A 16723-nucleotide genomic window follows, 5' to 3' on the forward strand; every position below is an offset into this window, starting at 1 on the left:
GCTCCCAGAACCGCACCTGCACCCCACGAGGCACCATCTTCCCCATCAAAACCCCTGATCAATCGAGTGTTGCAACCACTGATTGACTCCAAGGTGTCGGATGGCTGCGACGGTCCACTCTTCTGGCACTTATTCCGGGTGACCTGCGGATCCTAGATTTTCAGCGTCATCTCCAATCGGAAAGCAGGCCCGCATGCGCCGCAGTCTCGCCATCACCCCACTTCTCTTGGCCGTCCTGTCACCGGTTCCCGCCGCCGCCCATCCGGCGGACTGCCCAGGCGTACGGGTGCCGGGAGCCGAGCACGCCGTCACCTCGTGCCTGGCGGATCTGACCACCACCGGCACGGTCCCGTCCGGGCACACCGATCCGGCGGACTGGGCCGGTCTGGAAGCACCTGGCACTGTCACACCCTCCGGTGTGCCGGGGGTCCAGGTGGACGGCTACTTCCCCGATAACTCCGCCACCAACACCAATCATGGCTGGCACCACGACAGCCAGTTCGTCCTGCGGCTGCCGGCCCGCTGGAACGGCGGGCTCGTGGTGGCGGGACCGCCCTCGACCCGGGAACAGTTCGCCAACGACCGAATCATCAGCGATCAGGTCCTGGCCAAGGGCTACGCCTACGCCGCCACCGACAAGGGCAACACCGGCGCGCAGATCTACCAGGACGGCCGCCGCCCCGGTGACGCGATCATGGAATGGCATCGCCGGGTCACCGAGCTGACCATCACCGCCAAGAAGGTGGCCGCTCGGCACTACGGCCGGCCCCCACGCGCGACCTACGCGGCCGGACTGTCGGCCGGCGGCTACCTGGTGCGCTGGCAGCTCGAGAACCGCCCGGACCTCTACACCGGCGGCCTGGACTGGAACGCCCTCATCTTCACCGAAGAGATCAGCATGCTCAGGACCCTTCCGCCCGCGTTGCGCGCCTACCCCCGCTACGCCGCAGGCGACCCGGCGGCACACGCCGGGATGATCGCGGCCGGCTACCCCGCGGGTTCCGAAGCCCTCTGGAATTACCACCACAAGAACCAGTGGGACTTCCTGCAGCGGGTGATCCGTGAGGAACTCGACCCGGGCTACGACGGCGACACCCAGGCCGGCACCCCGTTCTGCGCCGAAGGCACCGGGGCGGGTTGTGACACCGACTACGACCTCGCCGCGCGACCCGGCTCGGTCCACCGGGCCGTCGCCCGCATCAGCCTCACCGGGCGAATCAAGCGTCCGCTGGTCAGCATCCAAGGCACCCTCGACGTCATGACTCCGCCCGCGACGTACGGCGACGTCTACCACCGGATGGTCGTCGATGCGGGTCACGGCGATCTGCACCGCTACAGTCGCGTCTCCGGTGGCACGCACACCGACGGCCTGGTGCCGATCGCCCCCGGCATCCTGCGACCCATGCTCCCGTCCTTCACCAGCGGGTTCGCGGAGCTCGAATTGTGGACCGGCCGGAGCAGAGCTCGAGACTGACGGCTCCCGGGACTCGAACCCCTGACCTTCTGAGCCGTGGTCAGACGCCCAGTCGCGCCGTCACCAGATCGGTGAAGCCGTTCGCCAGCAGGATCACCGCGATGCTGGTCAGCAGGATGCCGGCCACCCGGTCCAGGATCGCGGCCGTCTCCGCGGAGATCCGCCGTTCGACGTGCCCGGAGAGGTAGAGCGTCACGCCGGTCACGATGCCGTAGGCCAGCGCCGCCACGGTCAGCCACAGGCGGCCCGGGACGTCACCGGCGTCCGCGGAGGCGGCGACGCCGAACGCGAACGTGGTGCCGCCGACGGTGAGCGGAAAGGTCAGCGGGGTGAAGAGGGGGTTCTTCCGTGGCGCGGCCGGAGCTTCGTCGCCGGGGGAGGGCTCCGGCGGCGCCTCCCCGGAACCCCGCATCAGCGGCACCGCCGCCAGGATCAGCGCGATGCCACCGGTCGCGGTCAGCGCCGCCGGGCTGATCCCGAGCAGCTCCAGCAGCGGCTCACCCACCCAGACCGCGATCAGCACGAAGGCGAACGCGTTGAGCGCCAGGCCCAGCGCCAGGCGGAGTTGCTGGCCGTGGGCGTAACCGCGGACGTAGGGCAGGTAGGACGAGAGCGCCGCGACCGGGCTGTAGAGGGCGAAGAGAGCGAGGAAGAAGACCAGCGCCTCGTACTTGAAGGACATCGTCGTCAGAAGTCGACGGCGTCGCGGATCAGCGGGCAGGTCATGCAGTGCCCGCCGCCGCGGCCCCGGCCCAGCTCCGCGCCGACGATCGTGATGACCTCGACCCCGGCGCGCCGCAGCAGCGTGTTCGTGGTGGTGTTCCGGTCGTAGGTGAAGACCACGCCGGGCTCGACAGCGACAGCGTTGTTGCCGCTGTCCCACTGCTGGCGTTCGGAGGCGTACACATCTCCGCCGGTCTCGATGACCCGCAGCGACTTGAGCCCGAGCGACTCGGCCACGACCTCGGTGAACTTGCGGTCGCCCTCGTCGACCACCTGGGGCGCCTTTTCACCGGGGTAGATCGAGAACGTGTGAACGCCGTCCATGATGGTCGGGTACAGCGTGACGATGTCCCGGTCGGCGAACGTGAACACGGTGTCCAGGTGCATCGCGGCGCGCAGCTTCGGCATGCCGGCGACCACCACCCGCTCGGCGGCGCCCTGCGCGAACAGCGCCGCCGCCACCTGCGTGATCGCCTGCCGCGAGGTGCGCTCGCTCATGCCGACGAGCACCACGCCGTTGCCGACCGGCATGACGTCGCCGCCCTCGAACGTGGACAATCCCCACTCCTGCTCCGGGTCGCCCCACCAGACCGTCGCCTCCCGGAAATCCGGGTGGAACCGGTAGATCGCCTTCATCAGCAGCGTCTCGTCGTGCCGGGCCGGCCAGTAGAGCGGGTTGAGCGTCACCCCGCCGTAGAGCCAGCACGTGGTGTCCCGGGTGTAGAGCGTGTTCGGCAGCGGCGGCATCAGGTACTCGCGGGCGCCGGTCGCCTCCCGGGCCAGCGCCAGGTACCCGGAGCGGAAGTCGTCCGGCAGGTCGCTCGTGGCCAGGCCGCCGATCAGGAACTCGGCGAGGTCGCGCGGCGCCAGCTCGTCGAGGAACGCCCGGGTGTCGGTGACCAGCCCCAGACCCACCTCGTTCGCGACGATCTTGCGATCGAGCAGCCAGGACCGCGCCTCCGGGATGGCCACTGTCGCGGCGAGCAGTTCGTGCAGTTCCACCACCTCGACGCCCCGGCCGCGCAGCTTGTTGACGAAGTCGAGGTGGTCACGCTGGGCGTTCTCCACCCACATCACGTCGTCGAAGAGCAGGTCGTCCGCGTTGCTGGGGGTGAGCCGGCGGTGCGCCAGGCCGGGGGAGCAGACCAGGACCTTGCGGAGCCGGCCGACTTCGGAGTGAACGCCGAGGTTGGTGGACATGGAAGTGCCCCTCTCAGATGGAGATCCAGCCCGCGGCGAGCGCGGTGATGCCGGTGATGGCGCCGATCACGGAGACGGCGAGGATGACGAGCTCACGGCCGGAGAACAGCTGCCGCCCCTGTTCCCGGCGGGCTTTGACGAAGAGCAGTGTCGCCGGGGCGTAGATGATGAACGAGACGAGCAGGAACTTCGGACCGGCCGCGAACAGCAGGAAGATCGTGTAGAGGACGGCCAGCCCGGCGATGACCCACTCCTTGCCCCGGTCCGCGATCTTGAGCGCGTAACCCGCGGCGAGCAGGAACGGGATCAGGCTCAGCGCGCTCGTCAGGTCCAGCGCGAAGTTGAACGCGTCCTCGCTGAAATACGTGACGACCAGGACGATCTGGACCAGGATGCTGGTCAGCAGCAGGGCGTTGAACGGCACGTCACCGCGCCGGGCGCGACCCAGGAAACGGGGCATGTCGTCGTCCGCGGCCGCCACGAACAGCACCTCGGCGGCCATCAGCGTCCACGCCAGGTAGGCGCCGAGCACCGAGACGACCAGGCCGACGCTGACGAACGCCATGCCCCAGCCGCCGACGGCGGCCTCCAGAACCCCGCCCATCGACGGCTGGCGGAGCCGCGCGATCTCGGCGGCCGGCAGGATTCCGTACGACACGATGGTCACCGACGCGAAAACGGCGAACACACTGAGGAAACCCAGGATCGTGGCCCGGCCGACATCCTGCCGACGTTTCGCGTGCCGGGAGTAGACACTCGCGCCCTCGACACCGAGGAACACGAAGACGGTTACCAGCATCGTGCCCTTGACCTGCTCGAACAGGGAGCCGTACCCGACGCCGCCGCGCAGGTTGTCCGCGAAGACCGCCGGATCCAGCGCGAAGAGGGCGAGCAGGACGAAGACGATGATGGGTACGACCTTGGCGATCGTCACGATCCGATTCAGCACCGCCGCGTCCTTGACGCCACGCTGCACCAGGGAGAAGAAGAGCCAGATCCCGGCCGTCGAGCACAGCACCGAGAGCAGCGTGTCCCCATTGCCGAACGCCGGGACCACCGCGCCCAGCGTCGACATGATCAGCACCCAGTAGGTGACGTTGCCGACGCAGGCGCTGGCCCAGTAGCCGAACGCCGAAAAGAACCCGAGATACTCGCCGAAACCCGCTTTCGCGTACGCGTAGACGCCGGCGTCGAGATCCGGCTTCCGCATCGCCAGGGTCTGGAACACGAACGCCAGCATCAGCATGCCGGCGCCCGCGATGGTCCACGCGATCAGCGCCCCGATGACGCCGGTCTCCTCGGCGAACCGGCGTGGCAGCGAGAACACCCCGGCGCCCACCATGCCGCCGACGACCATCGAGGTCATCGTCAGCAGAGTCAGCTTCTGGGTGGTCGTCGTCTCCGTCGCCGTCACGGGGCGGGACGCTAATTTCCGCGCCCAGCCCCGTGTTCATCCCGGCCGGATGATTGAGGTCAGGAGATCGCGACGTCGAAGACGTGCATGATGCCCTTGTCGGTGTGGTCCGGCAGCACAACGGCATCGACGGCCTTCGCCGGGTCGAGGGCGGCCGGAGTGGTGGCGAAGATCCGGAACGTGCCGGTTCCGCTCGTACCGTTGGCGTTGTTTCGTCCGTTCAGGGTGATGAGCGCGCTGTTGCCCGCCGGCGCGGCTGCCGCCCAGTCGCCGAAGGTGACGCCGACGTCCTGGCTGGTCCCGTCGGTGTACTCGACGCGGGCGGTCCCGGTGGCCGGGCCGTTCGTCGCGAGGCCGAGGAACGACACGCTCGCCGCCGCGGCGTCCGGCAGGTCGATCCGCTGGCCGTGCGGAATCCAGTTGTCCGGCTCGCCCGGCGCGGCGTCCGGCCAGGTGAACGTGGTGTCCCCGAACGCCAGCGCGGCGCCGGGAGCGGCACCCGCCTGCGCCAGCGCGGTCCGCGACAGCGACCAGTCACTGAGGTCGAGCGAACCCAGGTTGCCCTGCCCGTCCGGCGTGGTCCCGGCGTTGTTGCGGGCGTCGGCGCCGCCGGTGTACGACGGCGGCACACCCCGGCCCCAGTTCCCGGGCGTCGCCGACATGGTCATGTCGAGCGTGCCGGTGGTCCGGGCCTCGATCCAGTTCGCGTCGGTCCGCTCGCCGTTGACCCGCAGGGCGGTGGTGTACCGCTTGCCCTTCGACACACCGGGCGCCTTGATCTTCAGCTTGCCGATCCGGACCTCGTCGAACATCGGCGCGCTGACCAGCAGGTCACCGGTGCCGTAGATCGCCGGGTAGAGGCCGATGTTCGCGAACACGTACCACGCGCTCAGCGAGCCCTGGTCGTCGTTGCCGGGCAGGCCGGACGGGGTGGTGTCGTACATCTCGGTGACCGCCCGGTACAGCACGTCGGTGGTCTTGGCCGGCTGCCCGAGCCAGTGGTAGACCCACGGGGTGCCGAACGCCGCCTGGTTCGACAGGTAGTTGCCGGTCTTCGTGTACGCGCCGGCGTCCAGGTCGGCCATCAGCACGTCGAGCGCGGCGGTCGCGGCGTCCGTGCCACCCCGCTTGGCGATCAGGGTGGCCATGTTGTGCGGGACCATCCAGCCGTACTGGTAGCCGGTCGACTGGTTGAACTGGCCGCGGCCGGCGCCGTCGTCGCGTACCCGGAGGTCGAAGTTCCGGTCGAAGCCGGTGCGCTCCCGGGGCCGGATGTGCCCGGTCACCGGGTCGAAGACGTTCATCCAGTTCTGCGAGCGGGCCAGGAAGAAGTCCCGGTTCGCGGTGTCGCCGAGGCGGCCGGCCAGCTGCGAGATCGCGAAGTCGTCGATCGCGTACTCCAGGACGCGCGACGTCGCGAAGTCACCCTTGCGGTTCTCGATCATTCCGGTCGTGAAGTACTGGAACGCCTCGCTGCGGGTGGTCGTGGTGGCCGGCAGCTTCTGGGTCTCGATCATGCTGGACAGGGCGGCCCGCCGGTCGTACCCGGTGGCGCCCATGTCGTCGAGCGTGGCCAGGATGACCTGGTAGTTGTCGCCCTGCATGCGGGCCGCGCCGGGCGCCCACCGGCCGGTCTGCTGGACCATCGTGACGATCGACTGCGCCATGTCGTTCGCGACGTCCGGGAACGTCAGGGCGATCAGTTGCGCCTGGCTGCGGTACATGTCCCAGCCCGAGCCGGCGAAGTTCAGGTTCTGGTAGAAGTGCCTGTTCCCGGTGATCCGGTGGACCTGCTTGTCGTAACCGAGGTATTCGCCGTTGACGTCGTCGCGAATGTTCGGGTGCAGCAGCGAGTGGTAGAGCGCGGTGTAGAGCTTGGTGCGCTGCTCGGTGCTGCCGCCCTTGACGTCGACCGTCCTCAGCGCCTTCTGCCAAGCCTTCTTCGCCGCTTTCCGCACCGTGTCGAAGCTCTTGTGGCCCGTCTCGCGGTCCCGGTTCGCGGCGGCGTTCGCGACGCTCACATAGCTGAATCCGGTCTTCGCGGTGACCGTCGCGCCGTCGGCGAAGGTGATCCAGGCGCCGGTGTCGTGGCGGTAGTCGACGCTGGTATCGGTGCCGGCCTTGACCGCGTGGGTGCTGCCGGCGGTCATCTCGGCGTCGTTCCACGTTCCGTAGGACTGGAACGGCTGGTCGTAGGTGGTGGAGAAATACGCCTTGTAGGTGTTGCCGACATCGCAGACGTCGGCGCCGAACATCCAGCCGCTGACCGTGCGTTTCGCGGGATCGATGGTGACTTCACTGCCGAAGGTACGGTTGTTCGGCCCGCTGACATCGAGAATGAGCGTCGATTCCCCGGGAAAATCGTATTTGCTCACCGCGGTACGGGTGGTGGCCGTCAATTCGGTCGTGATGCCGTTATCCGCGGTGACCCGGTAGTAACCCGGTTCGGCTCGCTCGTTCGCGTGGTCGAAGCCGAGGTAGTAACCCTTGACATCGGTGGACGGGCTCACCGGCAGGGTTCGCCCTGCGTAGGGGATCGTCGGGAACTCGTACCCGCCGTACCGCCCGGTGCAGCCGGTGCCGGAGTACCGGGTCATGCCGAAGCCGCGGATCAGGTTCGCGGTGTACTCGTACCCGCCCTTCTCCCCGACCAGGGCGTTGCCCGGCTGGTAGGTGGTCGGGCTCGGCTGCACCATGCCGAACGGCAGGGCGGCACCGGGGAACGTGTTCCCGTAGGCGTCGTTGCTCTTGTTCTGCGTGGTGTCGAACTCGGTGCCGATGAACTGGTCGACCGCGTCGAACGGGTCGATCTCCGCGGCGTGCGCGGCGGCGGGGGTGGGTGCCAGCAGCAGCGCCAGTCCGGCGATCAGCCACTTACGCATAGCTGTCCTTCCATTGGTAAGCAAGCCTGCCCATGCTGCTCGTGGTAGGGGAATCCCAGTTGTCCGCCGCCCGTCCTCTAGATCAACATGGTGCTATGTCTCCCCTTGACCTGACCGCGGCCGCTTCGTTCTGGACGGTGTCCGGCCTCACCGGCGAATACACCGTCGAGCGCTTCGGTGACTCGGCGCAGCTGGCGGACGCCCTGTTGGCACTGGTGATCGACGGCCGCAAGCGGGCCACCGCGTCCCTGGTCCGTCAGTTCGGCGACGAGCCGCTGCCCCGGATCGGCGTCCACTGGGTGGTCTGCGACGGTTCCGGGCAGCCTCGCGTGGTGCTGCGCACGGTGGAGCTGCGCCTGGGCCCGTTCAGCAGCGTCACGGAGTCGTTCGCGTACGCGGAGGGCGAGAACGACCGCACCCGGGACGGCTGGCTCGACGCCCACCGCGCCTACTTCGGCCGGGTCTGCCAGGCCGCCGGCGTCGCGTTCGACGAGGACACCGAGGAGGTCCTCTTCGAGCGCTTCGCGGTGATGTATCCGCCCGAGCTGGCGGCAGCGCCGCTCAGTTAGGCGGGCGTCCCGTCCCCGGGCTGTGGCCTGCGCCTAGGCGGGCGTCCCGTCCCCGGGCGTCCCGTCCCCGGGCGTCCCGTCCCCGGGCCGTGGCCTGCGCCGGCTCGGCATGGATGCGCGGGCTCGGCAGCGATGCGGGCACACGTAACGTCATTGTGCGAACGCATCCATGCCAGGGCAGGGATGCGGGCACACGCACCGCTTCGGTGTGACCTCATCGTTGCTGGCGGCGGCTTCGGTGTGACCTGATCGTCGCCGGTGCTACCAGCTGTGCATCGTCCCGTCCTGGAGGCGGTTTACCGGCAGCGACGCCGGCCGATACGGATACCGGGCCGCCTTCTCCTCGTCGATGTCGACGCCGAGACCCGGCTCCTCGGACGGGTGCAGGTAGCCGCCGGAGAACCAGTACCCGTGCGGGAACACCTCGTCGGTCTCCGGCGTGTGGCGCATGTACTCCTGCAGGCCGAAGTTCGGGATCGCGATGTCCACGTGCAGGGCCGCCGCCATGCAGACGGGGGAGAGGTCCGTCGCGCCGTGGGAGCCGCTGCGGACGTGGTACAGCGCGGCCAGGTCGAAGATGCGGCGCAGGTGGGTGATGCCGCCGGCGTGCACGACGGTGGTCCTGATGTAGTCGATCAGCTGGGACGTGATCAGTTCCTGACAGTCCCAGATCGAGTTGAACACCTCGCCGACCGCTATCGGTGTCGTCGTGTGCTGGCGGATCAGGCGGAAGCCCTCCTGCAACTCGGCCGGGACCGGGTCTTCCATCCAGGTCAGCGCGTACGGCTCCAGCGAGCGCCCGAGACGTGCGGCCTCCAGTGGCGTGAGGCGGTGGTGGACGTCGTGCAGCAGGCGCAGCGTCGGGCCGAATTCCGCTCGGACGTCGGCGAACACCTTCGGTACGTGGGTGAGGTAGTGCTCGGTCGACCAGACGTTCTCGGTGGGCAGCGCCGCGTCGGCCGGCTCGTAGAACATCTTGTCGCCGCCGACGCCGTAGGTGGACTCCAGTCCGGGAACGCCGGTCTGCACCCGGACCGCCCGATAGCCTAGATCGACATACGACGCGATCTCGGGTAGCACGCTTTCCGTGTCGAGCGCGTTCGCATGGCCGTAAACGGTCACGCCCTCTCGGGATCGCCCGCCCAGCAACTGGTAGACCGGCAAGCCGGCGACCTTGCCTTTGATGTCCCACAACGCCGTGTCGACAGCCGCGATGGCGGTCATCGTCACCGGGCCGCGACGCCAGTAGGCGCCCTTGTAGAGAAATTGCCAGATGTCTTCGATCCGGGAGGCGTCACGGCCGATCAGCATCGGCACGACATGTTCGGTCAGGTAGGCGGCGACGGCCAACTCACGGCCGTTCAACGTGGCGTCGCCGACGCCCGTCAACCCGTCGGCGGTCTCAATCTTGAGCGTGACGAAGTTGCGGCCGGGGCAGGTGATGATGACGCGGGCGTTGACAATATTGACGCTGCCCGCGTTCATGTTGACTGCACTTGACTTGCCTGTACTGGACTTGCCTGTACTGGACTTGCCTGTACTTGAATTGAGCATGCTCAATATTGATCCTCCTTCACACGTGCAACAAGTTGAGTGGGGTTGACGAAACGCAAGGCAAGCACCAGCAAGGTGAGCATCATCAAGCTGTATATGACAGCCATCGCGTCAACAGATTGCTGCGCCCGGATCCCGGCCGCCGACATCGAGTAGAACAGCGCCACGACGAGCGTCTGCGAGTCCGGTCCAGCGGTCAAGAACGTCAACTCGAACATCCCGACGGTGCGGACCACCACGAGGATGCACGATGCGAGGATCCCGGGGATGAGCAGCGGCGCGAGGATGCGCGTGAAGACATGCCGGGTGCGGGCGCCACACATCCGTGCGGCCCGCTCGACCGCCGGGTCGATCTGCTCGATGAACGGCGTCATCGTGAGGATCACGAAAGGGATCGACGGCACCAGGTTGGCGAGCACCACTCCGGACAGGTGACCGGCCAGACCGTACTTGTACAGCACCGTCGCGAGCGGGATGCCGTACGTGATCGGTGGCATCAGAATCGGCAACAGGAACAGCAGATAGAGCGCACGGCTGCCGGGGAACTTGCGCCGAGCCAGCACATAGGCGGCCGGCACCCCGACCAGCACCGAGATGCCGGCCACCAGCAGGCAGACGATCAACGTGACGGTCAGAACCGGCAACAGGGTGAACTCGTCCCACGCCTGGCCGTACCACTGGGTGGTGTACTCCTCGGGCAGCCACGAGTCGAACCAGCGCAACCCGAACGAGTTGACCACCACGGAACCGATCACGCCGGCCAGCCCGATGAAGAAGATGATCACCGCGCCCCAGACCAGCCATGCCGCGGGGGAGGCCACGATGGAGCGCTTCATCCCTTTCCTCCCGCCGTCGAACCGGTGTAGAGCAGCCCTCGGAGGCCCAGCACCACGGCGATCACGGCGAGCTCGACCGCGCCCATGATGATCGCGGCGGCCGACGCCCCGGCGTAGTCGTAGCGCACATAGGCCGCCTCGTACGCCGCGATCGAGATGACCCGCGTGCTGCCGGTTGGATCGCCGACCAGGATCGCCGACGGGAACACGCTGAACGCCAGCACGAACGTCAGGCAGAACGTCGTCGCCAGCCCCGGCGCGAGCAGTGGCAGCGTGATCCGGAAGAACCTCTGCCGCCAGCCGGCCCCGAGCGTCGCGGCGGCACGTTCGAGCGAAGGGTCGATGCCCGAGAGGTACGACAGAACGAGCAGGAAAGCGAACGGGAATCCGGTGATGACGAGCGAGAAGAACACGCCCCAGTAGTTGTTGGTGAGCCGCACCGGCGCGTCGGTCAGCCCGCTCGTCACCAGGAACCGGTTGAGCCATCCGGCCGGTCCGAGGAAGTTGAGCAGGCCCTCCGCGGTCAGCACGGTGCCGAGCGTGATCGGCACGACGAGAATGGTGGTGACCAGCCGTTTGCCGCGGAACCGGCCGCGCATCCGGTACGCGATAGGCACCGCCGCGGCGACGTTGAGCAGCGCGGCCGGCAGCGCGATGGCGAGCGTCGTGACGATCGTGTCCCGCTGGTACGCGTCGGTGAAGAACGTCTGGTAGGCGGCGAGCATCCCACCCTCGGCGGGTTGCAGGGACACCGCGATGCCGTACGCGAACGGGTAGATGAACAGCGCCACCACGAACACCGTGGCCGGCACGAGCAGCAGCATCTGCCGGTCGACGCCACGCTCGGCGAGCCGGTGCCGGACGGCGACCGTCGTGGCTGTCACGACGCCTCGCCCGGGAAGATCAACAGGCGCTCCGGCGGGAAGCCGACCTTCACGTGATCGCCCGGTGAGAGCCGCTGTGACGTGCGCAGATGCAGCACCATGTCGTCGGCGGTGCGGACCTCGACGGTGAACTCCCGGCCCTGGTACTCGACCACGTCCACCGTCGCTTCGAGGTCGCCGTCGAGCGTGATGTCCTCGGGGCGGATCGCGGCGACGGCGGAGGAGCCGTCCGCCAGGTCTCCCACGGGCGTGCCGGTCACCCGTACCCCCAAGATGTTGATCTTGCCAGAAGTGAAAGAACCGGGCAGAAGGTTGCGGTACCCCATGAAGTCGGCGACGTGCCGGTTCGCGGGGCGCGTGTGCACGTCCTCCGGCGTGCCGATCTGCTGCACCCGGCCGTCGCGGAGCACCACCAGGCGATCAGAAAGCGACAGCGCCTCCTCTTGATCATGCGTGACGTAGACCGTGGTGAGCCCGAGTGTCTGGTGCAGCCGGCGGATCTCGGTGCGCATCTCCAGGCGCAGCTTGGCGTCCAGGTTGGAGAGCGGCTCGTCCATCAGCACCAGCGACGGCTCGATCACGACAGCGCGGGCGATCGCGACGCGCTGCTGCTGCCCGCCGGAGAGCTGGCCGGGCAGCTTCGTGGCGTGCTCCTCCAGATGGACCAGGCGGACCGCGTCGGCGGTCCGGCGGCGTGCCTCGGCCCGGCCCGCGCCGTGCATCTGCAGGCCGAAAGCCACATTCTTCTGTACGGACATATGGGGGAAGAGCGCGTAGTTCTGGAAGACCATCCCGAATCCACGGCGTTCCGGTGGCAGCGTGTCGAGCCGGGTGTCGTCGCGCCAGATGCTGCCGGCCGTGAGCGGCAGCAGTCCGGCCAGGCAGTTCAGGGCCGTCGATTTGCCGCAACCGGAGGGGCCCAGCAGGGCGATGAACTCGCCCCGCTGGATCTCCAAGGTCAGGTCGCTCAGCGCGTCCGCGTCGCCGAACCGCCTGGTCACGCCGTCGAGCCGCAGCCGATCGAAGCGTGTCACTTCTTCACCTTCGACCCGCCGACCTCCCGGTCCCACCTGTCGAACGCGGCGACCAGCGCTTTCGCGTCCAGCGGCACTTCGAGCGGGTTGTTCAGGATGAGGTCGGCGTACTCCGGCCGGCCGTACTCGTTGATTGCCTGCTGACTCTCCTGCGGCGCCATCGTCAGCGGCACGTCCTTGATCGCCGGGCCGGGGAAGAAATACCCCTTGTCATACGCCTTGGCCTGCTGCTCCGGGGTGAGCATCGAGGTCAGCAGCGACAGCACGGCGGCCTGCTTGTCGGTGGACACGCCCTTCGGCACGACCGCGTAGTGCGCGTCGGTCACCCAGTGGAAGCCGTCCAGCGTACCGATCTTGGCTTCCTTGGGTACGGTGCCGAGCACCCGCGGATTGATGTCCCAGCCGGTCGTCGTCAGAATGATCTTCGCGGAGCCGTTGGCCAGGTTCTTCATCGTCTCGCTGGTGCTGGACGGGTACAGCGTGACCTGGGCGTCCAGCTCCTTGAGGAACTGCCAGGTCTTGTCCCAGCCGTTCTCCGGGTCCTTCGGGTCGCTGTCGCCGAGCAGGTAGGGCAGGCCCATCAGGAACGTGCGGCCCGGACCGGAGTTCGAGGGCCGGGCGTACTGCACGGCGCCCGGGTTGGCCTTCGCGTAATCGAGCAGCTCCTGCGCGGTCTTCGGCGGGTTCGGCACGTTCCCGGGCAGGTACTCGATGAGCGGACCGGACGGGTAGTAGGTGATCGTGACGCCGTTGTCGCCGGCGAGCTTCTGCATCGCCTCGGCGCCGGGCAGGTAGGCGGCCATGCCGGTCAGCCGGTTCGCGTGGGTGGGCAGCAGCGGCAGCCACAAACCCTGATCGATTCCGGCCGCGAGACCGTCGACGCCGGTCAGCACGATGTCGATGTCGACGCGGTTCGCGTCCTGCTGCGCCTTGATCTTGCCGACCAGCTCGGGCGCTGTCGCCTTGGTGTAGGTGACCTTCTCGACCACGTCGCTGTTCTTCGCGACGAAGTCGTCGATCATGCCCTGGGTCAGCTGCAGGTTCCCGGCCACGTCGAGGACGTTGAGGGTCACCGGCTTGCTGGGCTTTTCCGGTACGGCTCCGTCGGCGCTCGTGGTGTCCCCACCCGAGTCGGGCGGGCTGCAAGCCGTCAGAGCGAGCGTGAGAGCGGCAATACTAAGAGTGACCTTCCCTTTCACGACGTCTCCTTTTATCGCTTCAAAAATCCTTATTGGGGTACGGGGCCGGTGGACGCCCGCACGATGAGCTGGGTCGGGGTTCGCTTGTTCACCGGGCTCCGGTCACCCAGCAGATCCAGCAGCAGCTCGACGCCGGCCCGGCCGATCTGCTCCTTGGCGATCGCGACGGTGGTCAGTGCCGGGGTGACCAGCCCGGCCAGCAGGATGTCGTCGAAACCCACGACGCTGATCCGGCCGGGCACGGCGATCTCCCGGTCCCGGAACCGGTTGAGCAGGCCGAGCGCGACCAGGTCGTTGTAGGCGATCACGGCGGTGGCCGGCGACGCGGCGACCAGGTCGGCGACGGCCGCGCCGCCATCGACAGTGGGCGCGACGTTGCCGGCCTCGATCAGGTCCATGTCGTAGGAGGAGGTGGCCGACCGCAGGCCGCGCAGGCGGTCACGGTTCGACCAGGACGTGCGGGGGCCGGCCACGTACGCGATCCGGCGGTGTCCCAGCGCGTGCAGGTGACCGACCGCCTGGCGCATCCCGTCGGCGCTGTCGGCGGTGACCGCCGGGAACGGGCTGACCCGCCGGTTCAGCACGACGATCGGGGTCTGCAACTCCCTGTCGCAGGCCCGCAACTCGTCGTCGCTCGCTCGCGGCGAGCAGAGCAGGAAGCCGTCGACCTGCTTGGCGAGCGCCCTGATCAGCGACGTCTCGACGGCCGGGTCCTCGTCGGTGTCGCCCAGGAAGACGGCGTAGTCGAAGAGCCGGGCCTGGGTCTGGATCGCCTTCACCACGCTGGGGAAGAACGGGTTCGCCAGATCCGGCAGCACGACGCCGATGTTGGCGGTCCGGCCGGTGATCAGGCCGCGGGCCGCCCGGTTCGGGTAGTAGCCGAGATCTCGGGCGGCGCGCTCGACCCGCTCCCGGGTCTCCGGGCGGACCTGCTCGGGTTTGGCCAGGGCCCGGCAGACCGAGGACTGTGAGACACCGGCGAGCCGGGCCACGTCCTTGATGGTCGCCGCCATGGCGGGCCCCCTGATCATTCGATGTCGATCGATCGGTTGGGCCAGTCTGGAATCGTTTTCAGGATGTTGTCAAGGCGGCTTCAGTTGGCGCTGTGTTTGCCGGTTGGTCAGCGGTTTTCGCAGGCCGTTCGGTCGGCGGTTTCGCGTGCCGCCGGTCAGTCGGGTTTCCCGTGCGTGTGGTCAGTGGTGTCGCGTGCGGGTGGTCAGTGGTTTTGCGTGCGGGCGGTCAGTCGGCGGTTTTCGCGTGCAGGCCGTTCAGCAGCGCGGCCGGTGTGCGGGGGTCGTCGAGCGTCACCGCGAACCGGCGGCCGTCGCGCAGGTTCACCACGAGGCCGGGCCCGCCACGCAGGACCAGCGCGCTGCGGCCCGGTAGCACCCGGTAGCCCCAGCCGCCCCACTCCGTCGGATTGATCTCGGCGGCCTCCGCGCTGACGATGTCCGTGAGCGCGACATGCTTGATCGTCACCCCGACGCCGGTGACCACGCGCAGTCCACGCCGGTCCGCGGTGATCCGCACCCGTCCCAGCGCGAACGCCAGCGCCAGCAGCACCGGAACCGCGAGCCAGAGCCCGGACGTGCCGAGCGCCGCGCCGGCCGCCAGCGCGGCGGCGGCCAGCAGCGTCGAGCCGAACAGCAACGGCGAGCGCAGCGTGGTGCTGAACGCCGCCCGCTCGGTCGGCCCCAACGCCAGCGCGTCGACCGGCGGCTCGGCGGGCACGTCGATCCGCGGCGCCTTCCCGGCGATCAGCCACACGACGAGGGCCCAGGCCATGCCGAGGAAGAGGTAGGCGAACCGCCAGCCCAGCCGCGGGTCGGCCGGATCGGCGAGACTCGCGGCAGCGGTGGCCACCCAGACACCGGCCGACCCGCCGGCGACAGCGCCGGCGGCGACGAGCAGCCCGCGCCCCACAGCAACCCGCCGCACATCTCGCGCCGCGTTCCCGGCCGATGCCGCGTTCCCGGCCGGTCCCGCCTTCCCGGCCGCTTCTGGGTTCCGTGCCGGATCCCCGCTCTGCGCCGGCTTCTCGTCTCGCGTCGGCTGCTCCGGGTGGTGGGTTGCCATCGCGGCGGCGACCAGGCCGAGCACGCCGGCCAGGATGCCGGTGGTCAGCATCGCGGCCCAGAACCCGGTCGTCGAGCTGAACCCGTCGGCCGTGCCCGAGCCGCTCCAATGGGTAGCGATCCGTTCCGGCAGTTCGTCCCGCCAGGTCCCGGTCGCGGCCGTAACCACCACCGGCAGCCAGATCACCGCCGCAGCGGCGTGCAGTTTCCTCACGGTCGCGCCTCCTTCACCACTATCTCCAGCATCTCCGTCTCACCGAGCCCTTGCCGCCGTGCCTCCCGTACGAACTGCCGGGCCAGCTCGGCCAGCCGCAACCGTGCGCCGTCGGCATCGCCGCGCACGACCGCACCCCGGCCCCGGCGCAACTCGATCAGCTCCTCGTCACGCAACTGCCCGTACGCCCTCAGCACCGTGTGCAGGTTGACGTCGAGCACATCGGCCAGCTCCCGGGCGGCGGGCAGGCGCTCACCGGCGCTCAGCTCGCCGCGCATGATCCCGCCACGCACCTGAGCAGCGATCTGATCAGCAAGCGGTTCGCCGGCCGCCACATCCACGCGGAACAACATGTTTGCATTCTACTATAACAATGGGCTTCCTGGTGTGGCTCCCTGATGGCGCGGCGCCGCGAGCCGTAGCCGGCGCAGGAAAGCCGGCCCGATTACCGGCCTGGGCTACGGCTCGTTGGCGCGGGCCGTAGTTGGCGCAGGCAAACCGGGTGTGGTTGCCGGTCTGGGCTACGGCTCGGTGGCGCGGGCCGTAGCCGGCGCAGGCAAGCGAGTCTGATTAGGACCCGTCGATTAATAACTCGCTGCTTTGATCAAGCTGGTGGGGTTGATTCCGGCGTTGCTTGCGTGTGCTGCGAGGTCGGTGCGGGTGGT

Annotated in this window: 14 protein-coding genes; 2 read left to right on the forward strand and 12 right to left on the reverse strand. The window is 68.5% G+C overall.

Annotated elements, in window-relative coordinates:
* Positions 1-193: 193 nt before the first annotated feature.
* Positions 194-1474: a tannase/feruloyl esterase family alpha/beta hydrolase gene (locus tag AB0F72_RS41625; protein ID WP_360444665.1), complete on the forward strand. Its 1281-nt coding sequence runs from the start codon at positions 194-196 to the stop codon at positions 1472-1474.
* Positions 1475-1514: 40 nt separating this feature from the next.
* Here the strand turns inward: AB0F72_RS41625 and AB0F72_RS41630 are convergent, their stop codons facing one another.
* Genes AB0F72_RS41630 through AB0F72_RS41645 form a run of 4 tightly spaced genes read right to left on the reverse strand, consistent with a single transcriptional unit; the run spans position 1515 to position 7693 of the window.
* The gene (locus AB0F72_RS41630) at positions 1515-2156 is read right to left on the reverse strand and encodes a MarC family protein (RefSeq protein ID WP_360444668.1); all 642 of its coding nucleotides are present in this window, start codon (positions 2154-2156) and stop codon (positions 1515-1517) included.
* Positions 2157-2161: 5 nt separating this feature from the next.
* Positions 2162-3397 carry an arginine deiminase gene (locus tag AB0F72_RS41635; protein WP_360444671.1) on the reverse strand — a complete coding sequence of 412 codons (1236 nt, stop codon included), beginning with the start codon at positions 3395-3397 and terminating at the stop codon, positions 2162-2164.
* Positions 3398-3410: 13 nt separating this feature from the next.
* Positions 3411-4811 carry a basic amino acid/polyamine antiporter gene (locus tag AB0F72_RS41640; protein ID WP_360444674.1) on the reverse strand — a complete coding sequence of 467 codons (1401 nt, stop codon included), beginning with the start codon at positions 4809-4811 and terminating at the stop codon, positions 3411-3413.
* Positions 4812-4870: 59 nt separating this feature from the next.
* Positions 4871-7693, reverse strand: coding sequence for a GH92 family glycosyl hydrolase (locus AB0F72_RS41645; protein WP_360444676.1), 2823 nt, complete (start codon positions 7691-7693; stop codon positions 4871-4873).
* A gap of 95 nt (positions 7694-7788) precedes the next feature.
* Between AB0F72_RS41645 and AB0F72_RS41650 the strand changes: the two genes are divergently transcribed.
* Positions 7789-8262: an ASCH domain-containing protein gene (locus AB0F72_RS41650; RefSeq protein WP_360444679.1), complete on the forward strand. Its 474-nt coding sequence runs from the start codon at positions 7789-7791 to the stop codon at positions 8260-8262.
* A 261-nt stretch (positions 8263-8523) separates the two neighbouring features.
* On the opposite strand, the gene manD is transcribed toward AB0F72_RS41650, so the two are convergent.
* From manD to AB0F72_RS41690, 8 genes are all read right to left on the reverse strand, one after another.
* Complete coding sequence (gene manD, locus AB0F72_RS41655; RefSeq protein WP_360444682.1) at positions 8524-9747, reverse strand: D-mannonate dehydratase ManD; 1224 nt, start codon at positions 9745-9747, stop codon at positions 8524-8526.
* Between the two features lie 71 nt (positions 9748-9818).
* Complete coding sequence (locus AB0F72_RS41660) at positions 9819-10652, reverse strand: ABC transporter permease subunit (RefSeq protein WP_360444685.1); 834 nt, start codon at positions 10650-10652, stop codon at positions 9819-9821.
* Positions 10649-11536 (reverse strand): sugar ABC transporter permease, encoded by an 888-nt coding sequence (locus tag AB0F72_RS41665; protein WP_360444688.1) that lies wholly within the window; start codon positions 11534-11536, stop codon positions 10649-10651. The genes AB0F72_RS41660 and AB0F72_RS41665 overlap by 4 nt, the downstream gene beginning before the upstream one ends.
* The gene (locus tag AB0F72_RS41670; protein WP_360444691.1) at positions 11533-12570 is read right to left on the reverse strand and encodes an ABC transporter ATP-binding protein; all 1038 of its coding nucleotides are present in this window, start codon (positions 12568-12570) and stop codon (positions 11533-11535) included. Before AB0F72_RS41670 ends, AB0F72_RS41665 begins: the two co-directional genes overlap by 4 nt.
* Complete coding sequence (locus AB0F72_RS41675) at positions 12567-13643, reverse strand: extracellular solute-binding protein (RefSeq protein WP_360444694.1); 1077 nt, start codon at positions 13641-13643, stop codon at positions 12567-12569. Before AB0F72_RS41675 ends, AB0F72_RS41670 begins: the two co-directional genes overlap by 4 nt.
* A gap of 155 nt (positions 13644-13798) precedes the next feature.
* On the reverse strand, positions 13799-14782 hold the full coding sequence (locus AB0F72_RS41680) for a LacI family DNA-binding transcriptional regulator (protein ID WP_360444697.1): 984 nt from the start codon (positions 14780-14782) through the stop codon (positions 13799-13801).
* A 226-nt stretch (positions 14783-15008) separates the two neighbouring features.
* Complete coding sequence (locus AB0F72_RS41685; RefSeq protein WP_360444700.1) at positions 15009-16058, reverse strand: DUF1648 domain-containing protein; 1050 nt, start codon at positions 16056-16058, stop codon at positions 15009-15011.
* The gene (locus tag AB0F72_RS41690) at positions 16055-16411 is read right to left on the reverse strand and encodes a GntR family transcriptional regulator (RefSeq protein ID WP_360444703.1); all 357 of its coding nucleotides are present in this window, start codon (positions 16409-16411) and stop codon (positions 16055-16057) included. Before AB0F72_RS41690 ends, AB0F72_RS41685 begins: the two co-directional genes overlap by 4 nt.
* Between the last annotated feature and the right edge of the window lie 312 nt (positions 16412-16723).

This window comes from Actinoplanes sp. NPDC023936, from assembly GCF_040639325.1.
GTDB lineage: Bacteria > Actinomycetota > Actinomycetes > Mycobacteriales > Micromonosporaceae > Actinoplanes.